The sequence below is a fragment of the Stenotrophomonas sp. ESTM1D_MKCIP4_1 genome, from assembly GCF_003086895.1.
GTDB lineage: Bacteria > Pseudomonadota > Gammaproteobacteria > Xanthomonadales > Xanthomonadaceae > Stenotrophomonas.
On the sequence record NZ_CP026004.1, the window covers coordinates 894,276 to 910,221 of the forward strand.

A 15,946-nucleotide genomic window follows, 5' to 3' on the forward strand; every position below is an offset into this window, starting at 1 on the left:
TCAGCGGCCCGCTCTGCGACCATGGCCCGCTCCCACCCCGGATGCCCGCAATGAGCCTGTCTGCCGTACCGCCCGTCTCTGATCCCGCTGCGACCGCTGCTGGCGCTGGCTGGTCGCCGGAGAGCTGGCGTGGCAAGACCGCGTTGCAGATGCCGACCTACCCCGACCCGGTGGCGCTGGATGCGGCCCTGCACGAGCTGAAGCGCCTGCCGCCGCTGGTGACCTCCTGGGAGATCCTGGCGCTGAAACAGCAGCTGGCCGAGGCGCAGGAGGGCAAGCGTTTCCTGCTGCAGGGCGGTGACTGCGCGGAGAATTTCAGCGATTGCGAATCGGGCACGATTTCCAACCGGCTGAAGGTGCTGCTGCAGATGAGCCTGGTGCTGGTGCACGGCCTGCGCCAGCCGGTGATCCGCGTCGGTCGGTTCGCCGGCCAGTACGCCAAGCCGCGTTCGGCTGATACCGAGACCCGCGATGGCGTGACCCTGCCGAGCTACCGCGGCGATGTGATCAACGCACCGGCCTTCACCGAGGCCGCGCGGTTGCCCGACCCGAAGCGCATGCTGCAGGCCCACGCGCATTCGGCGATGACGATGAACTTCGTGCGGGCGCTGATCGATGGCGGCTTCGCTGACCTGCACCACCCCGAGTACTGGAACCTGGAGTGGGTAAGCCATTCGCCGTTGGCTGCCGAGTACCAGAAGATGGTGGCGTCGATCGGCGATGCGGTGCACTTCATGGAAACCCTGGCCGGGGCCCGCGTGCACAACCTCAACCGCATCGATTTCTACACCTCGCACGAAGCGCTGCTGCTCCCCTACGAGCAGGCGCTGACCCGCCAGGTGCCGCGCCAGCAGGGATGGTTGAACCTGAGCACGCACTACCCGTGGATCGGCATGCGCACCGCGGCGCTGGATGGCGCGCATGTGGAGTATCTGCGCGGTGTGCGCAACCCGATCGCGATCAAGGTGGGCCCGTCGGTGCAGCCGGACCAGCTGCTGCGCTTGATCGACGTGCTGAACCCGGACGACGAACCGGGTCGTTTGAGTTTCATCCACCGCATGGGAGCGGCGCAGATTGCCGACAAGCTGCCACCGCTGCTGGATGCCGTGAAGCGCGATGGCCGCCGCGTGTTGTGGGTGTGCGATGCGATGCACGGCAATACCGAAAGCACGGCCAATGGCTTCAAGACGCGCCGCTTCGACAACGTGCGAAGCGAGGTGGAGATGTCGTTCGATCTGCATGCGGCGGCGGGCACGCGCCTGGGCGGCGTGCATCTGGAACTGACCGGCGAGGACGTGACCGAATGCACCGGCGGTGCACGCGAACTGACCGAGCGCGACCTGGAGCGTGCGTACCGTTCCACGGTGGACCCGCGCTTGAACTATGAGCAATCGCTGGAGATTGCGATGGCGATCGTGCGCAAGCAGGAACAGGCAAGGTAGGTTTTTCTGCAGGGCTTGCAGCCCTGCACCTGCTGCAAGCCAGAGCAACGTCAAAAGCCTGCTTCCCGTGGGTTGGCGGGGCGGTGTGGGTGGTCAGGACACGCCGTAAACCCATCCATGGGGGCTCGATGGCGCCATCCATGGCGCCAACGGTCCTGCCCACCCACACCGCCCCGCCTCTGACAGTTTCCCGCGGCTGTGGGTGGGTGCCGACCGTTGGTCGGCACATCTGTCGGATATCGAATGAATCATCCACGCATGGCGTGGATCTACTGGTAACGGCGACGGTTGTTTCGCGCGGCGGTTGGTCGGTGTCGACCTTGGTCGACACGATTTTTCTGTCAGATGTCAATATTCATAAATGGGGTCAGAGCCCGTTGCGCAGCAACGGGATCCGACCCCGTGCCCCGACAGATCGCAGGAAACTGTCGAAGGCGGGGTGGGTCCGGTTGAGGGGGCGTGAGCCGCATGGATGCGGCGACCGAGCTTACAGGGACGTACTTGCAGCGTCCCCCTCAACCGGACCCACCCCGCCAACCCACGGATAGCCCGCTTTTGACGTTGATGTTGACGTTGCCTCTGCGGGTGCAGGGTGCCAACCCTGCATACAACACACTCATGCCCCATGCGCGACCCTGTCCATTCGCGTATTCGAGTGGAGGTGGCAAGCGTGCACTGGCAGCACATGCAGGCCTATGCGTGGCCGTTGGGACTGGCGCTGGTGATCGGCGGCATCGGTGCTTGGCTGATCCTGTGGATCCATCACCGGCTGAAAGGGCGCGACCGGCGTCGTGCGCGGATCGGCCGTGTGCTTGGCCTGCCAATGGCTACGGCGTTGCCGTTGCTGCTGCTGATTCCCGCGCTGCAGGCGACGCCGTTGCAGGATCCGCTGCTGGGCAATCTGCAACGGGTGCTGCATATCAGCCTGGTGGCGTGTTTCATCTGGCTGCTGGTGCGGGGTGTCAGTGCCATCGAGCGCGCCATCCTGCGCAGCAACCCGATCGACGTGGCCGACAATCTGGAAGCGCGCCGCATCCAGACCCAGACCCGTGTGCTCAGCCGGGTGATCATGGGTGGCATCATCGTCCTTGGCGCCTCGCTGGTGCTGCTGCAGTTCGACATGGTGGCGAAGATCGGTTCGGCGCTGCTGGCCTCGGCCGGGCTGATCGGCCTGGTGGCCGGTATCGCGGCAAAGCCGGTGTTCGGCAACCTGATTGCCGGTCTGCAGATCGCGCTGACCCAGCCGATCCGCCTGGATGACGTGGTGATCGTCGAGGGCGAGTGGGGACGCATCGAGGAGATCGGCAGCAGTTATGTCGTGGTGCGTATCTGGGATGAGCGGCGGATGGTGGTGCCGTTGACCTGGTTCATCGAAAACCCGTTCCAGAACTGGACGCGACGCAGCGCCGACCTGCTGGGCACCGCGTTCTTCTGGCTGGATTACCGCGCACCCATCGCGGCGATCCGCGCCGAGCTGGAGCGCATCTGCCGGGGCGAGCCGCTATGGGATGGCCGGGTGTGCGTGACCCAGGTGACCGATACCAGCGAACGGGCCATCCAGGTGCGTCTGCTGGTGAGCGCGCGCAGTTCCGGTGATGCCTTTGACCTGCGCTGCCTGGTGCGCGAACGGATGCTGGATTTCCTCGCGCGCGAGCATCCGCAGTCGCTGCCGCAGGTGCGTGCCCGCCTGCAGCACGACGATGAGCTGGACATGCCGCGAGGGCCGCGTGCGCGCACGGCCGATGTGCGTTCGCCAGGGGCGGAAGACGGTGAGGCCGCGATCGTGCCGGTGGAGCCGGCGGACCGGTAGCGCCGGCCGCTGGCCGGGCACCGCGGATCTGCCGGCCAGCGGCCGGCACTACCGGGGCGCTGCGGATCTGCCGGCCAGCGGCCGGCACTACCGGATCGTGGATCAGGGGTCGCCCGCGTCGATCAAGGCGTCGGTGGCGAACCGCGGCGGCTGCCGCGCGCGGGTGCGCTGTTCGTAGGCATACGCCATTTCGATCAGCTTCGGCTCGCTCCAGGCGGTGCCCATGAACAGCAGGCCGGCGGGCAGGCCGTCGATCTGGCCCATCGGTACGCTCAGGCTGGGATAGCCGGCGACGGCAGCGGCGCTGTAGCTCTCGCCAGGAAAATCGTCACCGCTGTTGCGCAGCGGCCAGGCAATGCCGGTCGTGGGGGCGATCAGGCCGTCGAGCTGGTGCGCGGCCAGGACCGCGTCGATGCCCTCTGGGCCTGCCAGGCGGCGCGCGTCGCTGCGCGCACGGATGTAGGCGGGGTCGGCCAGGCCGGCGGTGGCATCGGCCTCCTGCAGCAGCTGCTGGCCGAACAGGCCCAGTTCCTGTTTCGCATGGGCCTGATTGAAGGCGATCAGCTCGGCCAGGCTGCGCAGCGGCGCCTTGTAGGTGGCGAAGTAGCGTTCCAGCCCGGCCTTGAACTCGTACAGCAGTACCGTGCGCTCGGCGTTCTCCCACGCGCCCTGGTTGGGCATGGCCACCGGCACCACCACCGCACCGGCACGGCGCAGTTCGGACACGGCATGGTCCATCAGGGGCGGCATGCCGCGGTACTTCAGCAGGGGCGTCTGCAGCAGGCCCAGGCGTTTGCCGCGCAGGCCCTGCGGGTCCAGGCGCGCGGTGTAGTCATAGACCGCGCGGCCGGGCATGGTCGCGGTGGCCGGGTCGGCATCATCGCGGCCGGCGATGGCGGTCAGCACTGCCGCGGCATCGGCCACGCTGCGGGTCATCGGCCCGGCCGTGTCCTGGCTGAAGGAAATCGGGATGATGCCCTCGCGACTGACCAGGCCGACGGTGGGTTTCAGCCCGACCACGCCGTTGATGGCCGCCGGGCAGACGATGCTGCCGTCGGTTTCGGTGCCGATCGCCACGCTGGCCAGATTGGCTGAGACCGCCACCGCGCTGCCGCTGCTCGAGCCACAGGGCGAGTGGCTGAGGCGGTAGGGGTTGCGGGTCTGGCCGCCGCGCGCGCTCCAGCCGGAGATCGAGTCGTTGCCGCGGAAGTTGGCCCATTCGCTGAGGTTGGCTTTGCCCAGCACCACCGCGCCGGCCTCGCGCAGGCGCCGGACCAGATAGGCATCGCCGGGGTGGAAGCCCTGCAGCGCCAGCGAGCCGGCGGTGGTGGCCATGGGCGCGGCGTTGATGTTGTCCTTCAGCAGCACCGGGATGCCATGCAGGGGGCCGCGCACGTGGCCCGCGCGGCGCTCGCGGTCGCGCGCGGCCGCTTCCTTCAGGGCATCCGGGTTCAGTTCGAGTACCGCGCGCAGGCGTGGCCCGGTGCGGTCCAGTGCGGCGATGCGTCTGAGGTAGGCGGCCGTGAGGGTGGTGCTGTCCAGCTCACCGGCAACCATCCGCGCCTGCAGATCGGTGACCTCGGTTTCGGCGTAGGGGAAGGGCACGTTGCTGTTGCCGGGTGCCGCGGCTTGCGCGGCCGGTGTGGTCTGGCTGCAGCCCACGGCAAGCAGCGCGGGCAGGGCCGCGGTCATGCAGGTCAGCAGGGAAGGCAGGAACGGGCGCATCGGACGGCTGGGTCGGCTCCAATCGTCAGTGTAGCGGCTGCTCAGTGGCGGCGCTTGCGCAGGTCGCGGGCCAGCACGTACACGACGATCAGGTTGATCGCCAGCACGCTCCAGGAAGCCCAGCCGGGGTGGCGGATGACCGCATAGATGTCGAAGGGCAGGTAGATCGAGGCGGTCAGGCAGCCGAGCCAGGAGGCCCAGGCCCTGGCCTTCCACAGGCCCCAGGCTTCGACCAGGTGCAGCAGGCCATAGCCGATCATCGCCGCGGCGGCGAGGTGCACCGCATCGGGACTGATCATGTTCAACAGCGAGGGCAGGGTGCCGTGATCCGGGTCCAGGCTGAAACGCCGGATCAGGGCATTGACCCCATCGCGAAGCGGCTGCGGACCGAGCATTTCCAGCCCGGTCGCAGCCAACAGCGCCAGCATCGCCTTGCTCGCTTCGAGCAGGGCGATGACGTGGAGACCCGGATGCCGGTGCGGATCCGGGTTGTAGCCGTTCTGGCTCACGGTCAGGCTCAGCCGGCGCGCGAAGCCTTCTTGCGGTCGCTTTCGGTCAGGAACTTCTTGCGCAGGCGGATCTCCTTCGGGGTGATCTCGACCAGCTCGTCGTCTTCGATGAAGTCCAGGGCCTGTTCCAGCGAGTACTTGATCGCCGGGGTCAGCTGGATCGCATCGTCCTTGCCCGAAGCGCGCATGTTGGTCAGCGGCTTGGTCTTGATCGCGTTGACGGTCAGGTCGTTGTCCTTGGAGTGGATGCCGACCAGCTGACCTTCATACACGTTGTCGCCTTCAGCGGCGAACAGCTTGCCGCGTTCCTGCAGCGGGCCCAGCGAGTAGGCCGGGGTGACGCCCGGTGCATTGGCGATCATCACGCCGTTGATGCGCTTGGCAATCGCGCCCTGTTCCTTCGGACCGTAGTGGTCGAACACGTGGAACAGCAGGCCCGAACCCTGGGTGAGGGTCTTGAACTCGTTCTGGAAGCCGATCAGGCCACGGGCCGGGATCGAGTATTCCAGGCGCACGCGGCCCTTGCCGTCCGGCTCCATGTTCTTCAGCTGGCCCTTGCGGGTGCCCAGCTTTTCCATCACGCCGCCCTGGTGCACTTCTTCGATGTCCACCACCAGCTGTTCGATCGGCTCCATCATCTGGCCGTCGATTTCCTTGATGATGACTTCCGGGCGCGACACGGCCAGCTCGTAGCCTTCGCGGCGCATGTTCTCGATCAGCACCGACAGGTGCAGTTCGCCACGGCCGGAGACCAGGAACTTGTCGGCGTCTTCCAGCTGCTCGACCTTCAGGGCCACGTTGTGGACCTTTTCACGGTCCAGGCGGTCCTTGATCTGGCGGCTGGTCAGGAACTTGCCACCGGACAGATCCTTGTTGCCGGCGAACGGCGAGTTGTTGACCTGGAAGGTCATCGAGATGGTCGGCTCGTCGACGGTCAGTGCCGGCAGGGCTTCCGGGGTGTCCGGATGGCACAGGGTGTCGGAGATGGTCAGTTCCGGAATACCGGAGATGGCGACGATGTCACCGGCTTCGGCAGTGTCCTGCTCGATGCGCTCCAGGCCCAGGAAGCCCAGCACCTGGGCGACCTTGCCGTTGCGCTTCTTGCCTTCGCGGTCGATGACGGCGACCTGCATGTTCTTCTTCAGGGTGCCGCGCTGGATGCGGCCGATGCCGATCACGCCTACGAAGTTGTTGTAGTCCAGCTGGCTGATGCGCATCTGGAAGGCGCCTTCCGGATCGACTTCCGGCTTCGGCGCGTGCTGCATGATCGCTTCGTACAGCGGGGTCATGTCGCCGTCGCGCACGCTGTCTTCCAGGCCGGCGTAGCCGTTCAGGGCCGAGGCGTAGACGATCGGGAAGTCCAGCTGCTCGTTGGTGGCGCCGAGCTTGTCGAACAGGTCGAAGACCTGGTCGATCACCCACTCCGGACGCGAGCCCGGGCGGTCAACCTTGTTGACCACGACGATCGGCTTGAAGCCCATCGCGAAGGCCTTCTGGGTAACGAAGCGGGTCTGCGGCATCGGTCCGTCCATCGCGTCGACCAGGATCAGCACGGTGTCGACCATCGACAGCACGCGCTCGACCTCGCCGCCGAAGTCGGCGTGCCCGGGGGTGTCGACGATGTTGATCCGGTTCTTGATGCCGGTCTTCTTGTCTTCCCAGGTGATGGCGGTGTTCTTGGCCAGGATGGTGATGCCGCGTTCCTTTTCCTGGTCGTTGCTGTCCATCACGCGCTCGGCGAGGACGGTACGCTCGGACAGGGTGCCGGACTGCTTCAGCAGCTGGTCGACCAGGGTGGTCTTGCCATGGTCGACGTGGGCGACGATGGCGATGTTGCGAAGGTTTTCGATGGACATACGAAAGGGGGCCAGTCGGCGCCGGATTTGGAAAAAGAAGTCCAACATTATACGTCGAAGTTGACGATTGGCGAAAACCTGCGTTTCAGGCCCGGCTGAGCGCCCATTCAGGCGCCCTGCGAGGCTGCCTGAACGGCGCCCCTTGGCCAACGGGAGCGGTGCTGTTGGCCCATGGTCGAAGCCGCCGCCGTCGCGAGCCGGGTGTAAACTAGGTGGCTAGACGCATTCCCATCTGCATCAAGGATCTTCATGTCCCTCATCGCCACTTTCGACACCACCCAGGGCCCGATCAAGGTCGAGCTGTTCGCCGACAAGGCGCCGCTGACGGTTGCCAACTTCGTCAACCTGGTCAAGCAGGGCTTCTATGACGGCCTGATCTTCCACCGCGTGATCGCCGACTTCATGATCCAGGGCGGCTGCCCGCAGGGTCGTGGCACCGGCGGCCCGGGCTACAAGTTCGAGGACGAGAAGAACGGCGTGAAGCACGAGGTCGGCTCGCTGTCGATGGCCAACGCCGGCCCGAACACCAATGGCAGCCAGTTCTTCATCACCCACATCAAGACCGACTGGCTGGACGGCCGCCACACCGTCTTCGGCAAGGTCCTGGAAGGCCAGGCCATCGTCGATTCGGTCAAGCAGGGTGACGTGATCCATTCGATCACGCTGGAAGGCGACGTCGACGCCGCGCTGGCCGCACAGGCCGACCGCGTCGCCGAGTGGAACAAGATCCTCGCCGCCTGATCCCCTCTGAAACGGCCACCCCCTCGGTGGCCGTTTCCCTGTTCACCGCCGCCCGCCAGGCCCGCGTGCCACGCCCGCGGCGTTTCATCCAACGCTTGCAAGCAAGAGGAAACCCCATGAAAGCACCCGTTCGTGTTGCCGTGACCGGCGCTGCCGGCCAGATCGGTTACGCCCTGCTGTTCCGCATCGCCTCCGGCGAAATGCTGGGCAAGGACCAGCCGGTCATCCTGCAGCTGCTGGAACTGCCGGTCGACAAGGCCCAGGCCGCCCTGAAGGGCGTGATGATGGAACTGGAAGACTGCGCCTTCCCGCTGCTGGCCGGCATGGTCGGCACCGACGACGCCGAAGTGGCCTTCAAGGACGCCGACATCGCCCTGCTGGTCGGCGCGCGTCCGCGCGGCCCGGGCATGGAGCGCAAGGACCTGCTGCTGGAAAACGCCAAGATCTTCACCGCCCAGGGTGCGGCGCTGAACAAGGTCGCCAGCCGTGACGTGAAGGTGCTGGTGGTCGGCAACCCGGCCAACACCAATGCCTACATCGCCATGAAGTCGGCCCCGGACCTGAAGCCGGAAAACTTCACCGCCATGCTGCGCCTGGACCACAACCGCGCGCTGAGCCAGCTGTCGAACAAGCTCGGCAAGCCGGTCGGTGGCATGGAGAAGCTGGTGGTGTGGGGCAACCACAGCCCGACCATGTACCCGGATTACCGTTTCGCCACCGCCGATGGTGCTTCCATCGCCGATGCGATCAACGACCAGGAATGGAACGCCAACACCTTCATCCCGACCGTGGGCAAGCGCGGCGCGGCGATCATCGAAGCCCGCGGCTCGTCCTCGGCTGCTTCGGCCGCCAACGCTGCCATCGACCACGTGCGTGACTGGGTGCTGGGCAGCAACGGCAAGTGGGTCACCATGGGCGTGCCGTCCGACGGTTCCTATGGCATTCCGGAAGGCGTGATCTTCGGCTTCGCCGTGACCACCGAAAACGGCAAGTACACCCTGGTGAAGGATCTGCCGATCGACGACTTCAGCCAGAAGTACATCGACAAGACCCTGGCCGAGCTGGAAGAAGAGCGCTCCGGCGTCGCTCACCTGCTGGGCTGATACCGGCTTCGGTCGGTACGCCATCCAGCCGGGTAGGTACCGACCGTTGGTCGGTACGCCATCCAGCAGGGTAGGTACCGACCGTTGGTCGGTACGCCATCCAGCAGGGTAGGTACCGACCGTTGGTCGGTACGCCATCCAGCAGGGTAGGTACCGACCGTTGGTCGGTACGCGGAACACGGGGAAGCTTCGGCTTCCCCGTTTCTGTTTCAGGAGATACGGGACCGGATGATTCACCTGCATTACATCGACGACGCGCTGCTGGTGGCCGAGAAGCCGGCCGGCCTGCTGTCCGTGCCCGGCCGCAGCGAAGAAAACCAGGATTGCGTGGTGGCGCGGCTGCAGGTGCTGTACCCGGATGCGTTGACCGTACACCGCCTGGACCAGGTGACCTCGGGCCTGCTGCTGCATGCACGCGGCAAGGCGATGCAGGCGGCGTTGTCGATGCAGTTCGAGCAGCGCACCGTGGGCAAGCGCTATGAGGCGATCGTGCAGGGGCTGTTGCACGCCGATGCCGGCGAAGTGGACCTGCCGTTGATCGTGGACTGGCCGAACCGGCCGAAGCAGAGGGTCGATCATGAGCACGGCAAGCCGGCGCTGACCCGGTGGCGCGTTCTCGCCCGTGATGTGGAGGCGCAGCGCACGCGCGTGGCGCTGGAGCCGGTGACCGGCCGCAGCCATCAGCTGCGTCTGCACATGGCCAGTCTTGGCCATCCCATCGTGGGTGACGTGCTGTACGGCGCAGCACCGGCGCAGCGGGTGCACCTGCATGCGTGCAGCCTGCGGTTCGTGCACCCGGTGACGGGTGAGGCGCTGGCGTTCGAGTCCCCGGCTCCGTTCTAGGTGGGAGGTGGGTGAGGCAGAGCTGCGCCCTGCACCTGCTTCAAGCCAAGGCAACGGCAACGTCAAAAGCCAGAGCGGCATTCCGAGGGATGGCGGGGCACTGTGGGTTTGCGGGGACGCCGTAAACCCATCCATGGGGGCTTGGTCGCCGCATCCATGCGGCTCACACCCCGCAAACCCACAGTGCCCCGCCTTCGACAGGTTCACGCGGCTGTTGGTAACGACGACTGTGCCGCTGTTGGTAGGTGTCGACGGTTGGTCGACACATCTGTCAGATATCGAAATTCTTCCGGGGTCAGAGCCCGTTGCACAGCAACGGGATCCGACCCCGTGCCGACCAACGGTCGGCACCCACCCTCAGCAGCAGGTTCCAACAGCTCGCAGAAAACTGTCGAAGGCGGGGTGGGTCCGGTTGAGGGGGTGTGAGCGGCATGGATGCCGCGACCAAGCCCCCATGGATGGGTTCACGGCGTCCCCCTCAACCGGACCCGCCCCGCCATCCCACGGATAGCCGGCTTTTGACGTTGACGTTGACGTTGCTTCTGCAGGTGCAGGGCGGCAGCCCTGCATGAAAAACCCCACCCCCTACCAAGGTAGGGCGGCCCGCGTGCCAGCGCCGGACTATCCTCGAATGCATGACTTTGTCTGGGAGGGCTGCGTCATGAACTACGAGGAAACCTACCGACGCTCGATCGACGAGCCGGAGGCATTCTGGGGCGAGGAAGCCAAGCGCATCTACTGGCATGTACCGCCGAAGCAGGTGCTGGACTACAGCAACCCGCCGTTCCGCCGATGGTACGTGGGCGGTGAAACCAACCTCTGCTACAACGCGGTCGATCGCCATCTTGCCGAGCGCGCCGATCAGCTCGCGCTGGTGGCCGTCTCCACCGAAACTAACGTCACGCGCGAGATCACCTATCGCCAGCTGTACCGCGAAGTGAACGACTTCGCCGCCGTGCTGCAGCGCCTGGGTGTAGGCCACGGTGACCGCGTGGTCATCTATATGCCCAACATGGCTGAAGCGGTGTTCGCCATGCTGGCATGCGCGCGCATCGGCGCGGTGCATTCGGTGGTGTTCGGCGGCTTCGCCGCGCACAACCTGGCGCTGCGTATCGATGACGCCAGGCCCAAGCTGCTGATCGCCGCCGATGCCGGCATGCGCGGTGGCAAGGTCATTCCTTACAAGGGCATGGTCGATGCCGCCTGCGCCGAAGCGAACAATCCGCCACCGCACGTGTTGATCGTCTCGCGCGGGCTGGATCCTGCCGAGCCGCGGGCGCAGGGGCGCGATGTCGATTACGCCGAACTGCGTGCACAGGTGGGTGAAGTGGACGTGCCGGTGAAATGGCTCGAATCCAGCGAACCCAGCTACCTGCTCTACACCTCCGGCACCACCGGCAAGCCCAAGGGCGTGCAGCGCGACGTGGGTGGCTATGCCGTGGCCATGGCGCAGTCGATGCAGACCGTGTTCGACTGCAAGCCCGGGCAGGTGATGTTCTCCACCTCGGATGTGGGCTGGGCGGTCGGCCATTCCTACAACGTATACGGACCCCTGATCGGCGGTTGCACCTCATTGCTGTACGAAGGCCTGCCGACCAACCCGGACCCCGGCATCTGGTGGGCGCTGTGCGAGCAGTACGGTGTGCGCACGATGTTCTCTTCACCCACCGCCATCCGTGTGCTGAAGAAGCATGATGCCGACTTCATCCATCGCCACGATCTGGATGCGCTGAAGTACCTGTTCCTGGCCGGAGAGCCGCTGGATGAACCCACCGCGCACTGGATCAGCGACGCGCTGGGCAAGCCGATCATCGACAACTACTGGCAGACCGAAACCGGCTGGCCGGCGCTGACCCTGCTGCCGGGACTGGACATGAAGCCGGTGCGCTTCGGATCGCCGGGATTTCCCAACCTTGGCTATCGCATGAAGGTGATCGACGAGAACACCGGCGAGGAGGTGGCCGCTGGGCAGAAGGGCGTGCTGGTGGTGACCCCGCCGTTGCCGCCGGGCTGCATGAGCACGGTGTGGAACGACGATGCGCGCTTCATGCAGAGCTACTTCAGCCACTTCAAGGAACTGCTGTACAGCTCGCTGGATTGGGCCATCCGCGATGACGACGGTTACACCTTCATCCTTGGCCGTACTGACGATGTGATCAACGTGGCCGGCCATCGCTTGGGCACGCGTGAGATCGAAGAGGCCATCTCCGGGCACCCCCGTGTGGCCGAGGCGGCGGTGATCGGGGTGAAGGATGAGCTGAAGGGGCAGGTGCCGCTGGTGTTCGTGACCCTCAAGCAGGGGCTCAACGGTGAGGACCCGGGACCGGTGGTGGCCGAGATGATGGCGGCGGTGACCGCTTCGCTCGGCGCGGTGGCCCGGCCGGCACACGTGCACGTGGTCAACGCGCTGCCCAAGACCCGCTCAGGCAAGCTGCTGCGGCGTTCGTTGCAGGCGCTGGCCGAACAGCGCGACCCGGGCGACCTGTCGACCCTGGACGATCCCGGCGCGCTGGAAGAGATCCGCCGCGCGCTGGGGCGGTAACCGGTAGTGCCGGCCGCTGGCCGGCATTGCCGCATGCGGGATGCCGGCCAGCGGCCGGCACTATCGGTGCACATGCGCTAAGCTCGCCCTGTCATCGGTCTGCAACAGAGCCGGCGCTTCGGGGAAGCTGCGCCGGCCCGCACGGTGGCGACCAAGGGGGTGCGCCCGACCGGGCGCGCAGATGAAGCGCATCAAGGATCGGGGGGATGCATGGCTTTGCTGTATGCCAAGACGGCCGCTGGCCGCCAGGAAATCGAAGACCGGGGCCGGCGCCTGCCGGCGGGACTGCGTTCGATCCTGTTGATGGTCGATGGCCAACGGGATGACAACGAACTGCGCGGCCTGCTCGAGGGCCTGCGCGCGCCGCCGGATGCGCTGCAGCAGCTGGCAGCGCTGGCGCTGATCGAAGTGGTCGGCGGCTCGGCCGACCCGGTGCCCGCGCCAGGCCTGACCAGCGGCCGTGAGCAGGATCCGGCGGTGTACCAGCAGCTGTATGACGCAATGAGCGAGGCGGTGCGTCGGCACCTGGGCCTGAAAGGCTATTTCATGCAGTTGAAGATCGAGCGCTGCAAGGATGCACTGTCGCTGGAGCGGCTGTGCCCCGAACTGCTTGAGGCCGTAGGCAAGGCGCGTAGTCCGGCGCTGGCCCAGCGCTGGTGGCAGGAGACCCAGGCACTGCTGTCACCGGCCCCTGGCGAGGTCGTGCAGGCGTAGCGCCGCGGGTAAAGTGGTGGGTGGATTCCACTGCCTTCGAGGATGCCTGCGTGCACGACGAACACGACACCACCGACACGCCCGGCTGGGACGCCATCAATGCGGCGCTGGCACCGCTGTATGCGGGCCAGGAGCCGCGCCATTACGGCACCGCGTTGCCCTACACGCTGGGCGGGCAGGATCCGCTGGACGGCATCAGCGTGTACTGGGCCGACGCTCCGGTGCCGCACTGGCACTACGTCACCTACGGTTTTTCCGAGCTTTATGCAAAGGAAAGCAGTGATGCCGACGCCAGTGGCTATGGCTTCGAGCTGACCTTCCGTCTGGCCGCCGGCAAGGACGAGACGGCCGGCAGTACGCCGCCGGTGTGGCCGCTGAACCTGCTGCAGAACCTGGCGCGCTATGTGTTCGGCAGCGGCAACGTGTTCGAGGATGGCCACCATCTCAATGCCAACGGCCCGATCGCGCTGGAGACTGCAACCCGCCTCTGCCACCTGGCGTTCATCGCCGACCCGCAGCTGCCGGCGCGCGATACCGACAACGGGCATCTGCAGTTCCTGCAGTTGGTTGGCCTGACCGATGAAGAGATGGAGGCGATCAGGCGCTGGTCGACCCACGGCGTGCTGCAGGCAATGCAGCCGGCGATGCCGTTGTGGATCACCGACCTGCACCGTGGCAGCCTGCTGGATGACCCCGCGTTGGCGGCGCAGGTGCGGGAGGGCGGCGAACGTGAGGGCTCCAGCACCGGCATGCTCTTCATCGAGACCCTGCAGTGGCGGCAGGAGGCGGGCGTGACCACGCTGGTACTGGGTGCCGGCCAGGTGCCGAGCGTGCGTGAGCTGCTGGGGCTGCGCCTGCGCCATGGCAAGCCGCTTGAACTGGTCAGCCGCGAGCGGCAGTGGACGTTTACTCCGGCTGCTGGCGACCGGCTCGATGACGTCGGTGACGACAGCGCGCGCTGGGCGCTGGATGAGGCAGGGCTGCAGGCGCTGGCGGCAGTGCCGGCGGAACGTGGGCTCTACCCGGTGACCGATGCGCTGCGCATTGAAGTGGTGCCGACCCAGCTGCGCGACGGCAAGGGTGAGGTCATCCGCGAGATCGGCTGAGCGGATGGATGACAGAAGCGTGGAGTCGAGCTTGATCGACTGATCGATCAGCGGCTCTGGGGTCAGAGCCGCCTGCTGCGCAGGCGGATCCGACCCCAGGACGAATGGGGTCAGATCCGTTCGCTGCGCGAACGTCTCTGACCCCGTCCCTGGCATCAGGCCAGGCCTTCGGCCTTCAGTACGGCCTGCACGCCGGCATCGGCTTCCATGCGGGTCTTGAAGGCTGCCACGTTGTCCAGACCGACCAGGTCGACCTTGGCCGCTGCGGCCCAGCGCAGGGTGATGTAGAAGTAGGGATCGGCGAAGCTGCGGAAGCCCGCCAGCCACGGCTTGTCGGCCAGCTGCTTGTCGGCGGTCTCGAACAGGCCACGCAGGCGCTTGCGCGCGGCGGCGCGGATGGCGTCGAACTGGCCATCGTCGGCGATGAACTTGGAGGGCGCGAACAGCGGCGAGAAGGCCGGGTGCACGTCCGAGTTGACGAAGGAGAGCCAGCGGGTGGCTTCGGCGCGCTGCTGCGCGCTGCCATCGCCGCCCAGACCGGCCTGCGGGAAGCTGTCGGCGATGTAGCCCATGATGGCCGCGTTCTGCAGCAGGATGAAATCACCATCGACCAGTGCGGGCACGGCGCCGGCCGGATTGATCTTGAGGAATTCCGGACCCTTCAGGGTGTCCTTGTCCAGCAGCTCCACTTCATAGGGCTGGCCGGTCCACTGCAGGGCGATGTGGTCGGCGGTGGAACAGGCACCGGGCTTGCTGTACAGCTTCATGGGGACTCCAGGCGGGGCGTGGCGGGAAACGCCCACTATCCCAGAGCCTGCCGGCGCGCGGCAACGCTGCCGCCGGCAACAGATCGTTACGACTGGCGAGGCTTGAGGTTCTGCACCTTATAGAAGGTGTGATCGCCGATGGTTGCCACCTGATAGGCGTTGCGCCAGTTCGGGCTGGCAATGGACAGCGCGGCGAAGTGGCTGGCGCCGGGCACGATCTCGCGGCGTTCGCCGGCCGGCAGCGCCCAGTTGCGCTCGGCGTCGAAGGCCACGTTCATCGCCTCGCTCCAGGCGGCATCGTTGCCCAGCTGGGTGCCGGGGGACACGATGGTCGGGGCGAACTGCTTGCGCGCGGTGACCACCTGGCACATCGAATCACCCCACAGGCCACTGTCGAGGCGGCGCAGGGCCACTTCGGCGACGGCCTGCTGGCCGCGCAGGGTCTGGTCGCGGGCTTCCAGGTAAACGGTGGTGCTCAAACACAATGAATCAGCGGCCGGCTGCGGCAACAACTGCGACAGCCAGAGAATCCAGGCCAGTTTCATATAACTCCTTGCTCCGTGTGGGCCGCACCTCGGGGTTCCCGCAGCGGGGGCTGCGGGCCGGGGTACGACTTGGCGTCATGGGGAGGCGGCCATCGGGGCCGCCCCGTGGGCGGCCCCAAAAGAAACGATCAGTCCGATCGAGGGGGCCGCGCCGGCTCACCGGGAACTGGCTGGTGAGCAGAAAGTTGGCGCAAGGTAGGGGGGGATTGCCGAACGCATCCTGAATCGGCTTGCTTGACATTC

Annotated in this window: 13 protein-coding genes; 8 read left to right on the forward strand and 5 right to left on the reverse strand. The window is 66.3% G+C overall.

Annotation, left to right across the window (positions count from 1 at the left end; genetic code table 11):
• Positions 1-50: 50 nt before the first annotated feature.
• Entirely contained in the window at positions 51-1,442 is a 1,392-nt protein-coding gene (locus C1924_RS04100) for a 3-deoxy-7-phosphoheptulonate synthase class II (RefSeq protein WP_108764166.1), read from the forward strand.
• Between the two features lie 625 nt (positions 1,443-2,067).
• Positions 2,068-3,252, forward strand: a complete 1,185-nt coding sequence (locus C1924_RS04110; RefSeq protein ID WP_174208937.1) for a mechanosensitive ion channel family protein — start codon at positions 2,068-2,070, stop codon at positions 3,250-3,252.
• A 102-nt stretch (positions 3,253-3,354) separates the two neighbouring features.
• Here C1924_RS04110 and C1924_RS04115 read toward each other — a convergent pair whose 3' ends face one another.
• The 3 genes from C1924_RS04115 to typA are packed head-to-tail and all read right to left on the reverse strand — an operon-like array spanning position 3,355 to position 7,342.
• Positions 3,355-4,977 (reverse strand): amidase, encoded by a 1,623-nt coding sequence (locus tag C1924_RS04115; RefSeq protein ID WP_108764167.1) that lies wholly within the window; start codon positions 4,975-4,977, stop codon positions 3,355-3,357.
• A gap of 41 nt (positions 4,978-5,018) precedes the next feature.
• Positions 5,019-5,486, reverse strand: a complete 468-nt coding sequence (locus C1924_RS04120) for a DUF2127 domain-containing protein (protein ID WP_108764168.1) — start codon at positions 5,484-5,486, stop codon at positions 5,019-5,021.
• 8 nt (positions 5,487-5,494) lie between these two features.
• Positions 5,495-7,342, reverse strand: coding sequence for a translational GTPase TypA (gene typA / locus C1924_RS04125; protein WP_108764169.1), 1,848 nt, complete (start codon positions 7,340-7,342; stop codon positions 5,495-5,497).
• Between the two features lie 249 nt (positions 7,343-7,591).
• On the opposite strand from typA, the gene C1924_RS04130 reads away from it, so the two are divergent.
• The 6 genes from C1924_RS04130 (at position 7,592) to C1924_RS04155 (ending at position 14,391) form a co-directional block, all read left to right on the forward strand.
• Complete coding sequence (locus C1924_RS04130; protein WP_079220769.1) at positions 7,592-8,083, forward strand: peptidylprolyl isomerase; 492 nt, start codon at positions 7,592-7,594, stop codon at positions 8,081-8,083.
• Between the two features lie 116 nt (positions 8,084-8,199).
• A complete protein-coding gene (locus C1924_RS04135) occupies positions 8,200-9,186 on the forward strand; it encodes a malate dehydrogenase (protein ID WP_108748672.1) in 987 nt (328 codons plus the stop codon).
• A gap of 228 nt (positions 9,187-9,414) precedes the next feature.
• A complete protein-coding gene (locus C1924_RS04140) occupies positions 9,415-10,029 on the forward strand; it encodes an RluA family pseudouridine synthase (RefSeq protein ID WP_108764170.1) in 615 nt (204 codons plus the stop codon).
• Positions 10,030-10,690: 661 nt separating this feature from the next.
• Positions 10,691-12,571 (forward strand): propionate--CoA ligase, encoded by a 1,881-nt coding sequence (gene prpE, locus C1924_RS04145; protein WP_108764171.1) that lies wholly within the window; start codon positions 10,691-10,693, stop codon positions 12,569-12,571.
• Positions 12,572-12,781: 210 nt separating this feature from the next.
• Positions 12,782-13,285 (forward strand): hypothetical protein, encoded by a 504-nt coding sequence (locus C1924_RS04150; RefSeq protein ID WP_108764172.1) that lies wholly within the window; start codon positions 12,782-12,784, stop codon positions 13,283-13,285.
• A gap of 50 nt (positions 13,286-13,335) precedes the next feature.
• On the forward strand, positions 13,336-14,391 hold the full coding sequence (locus C1924_RS04155; protein ID WP_108766963.1) for a suppressor of fused domain protein: 1,056 nt from the start codon (positions 13,336-13,338) through the stop codon (positions 14,389-14,391).
• Positions 14,392-14,546: 155 nt separating this feature from the next.
• Here the strand turns inward: C1924_RS04155 and C1924_RS04160 are convergent, their stop codons facing one another.
• Both C1924_RS04160 and C1924_RS04165 read right to left on the reverse strand, forming a co-directional pair.
• On the reverse strand, positions 14,547-15,158 hold the full coding sequence (locus C1924_RS04160; protein ID WP_108764173.1) for a glutathione S-transferase N-terminal domain-containing protein: 612 nt from the start codon (positions 15,156-15,158) through the stop codon (positions 14,547-14,549).
• A gap of 86 nt (positions 15,159-15,244) precedes the next feature.
• Positions 15,245-15,703, reverse strand: a complete 459-nt coding sequence (locus C1924_RS04165) for a cell wall hydrolase (RefSeq protein WP_004154513.1) — start codon at positions 15,701-15,703, stop codon at positions 15,245-15,247.
• Between the last annotated feature and the right edge of the window lie 243 nt (positions 15,704-15,946).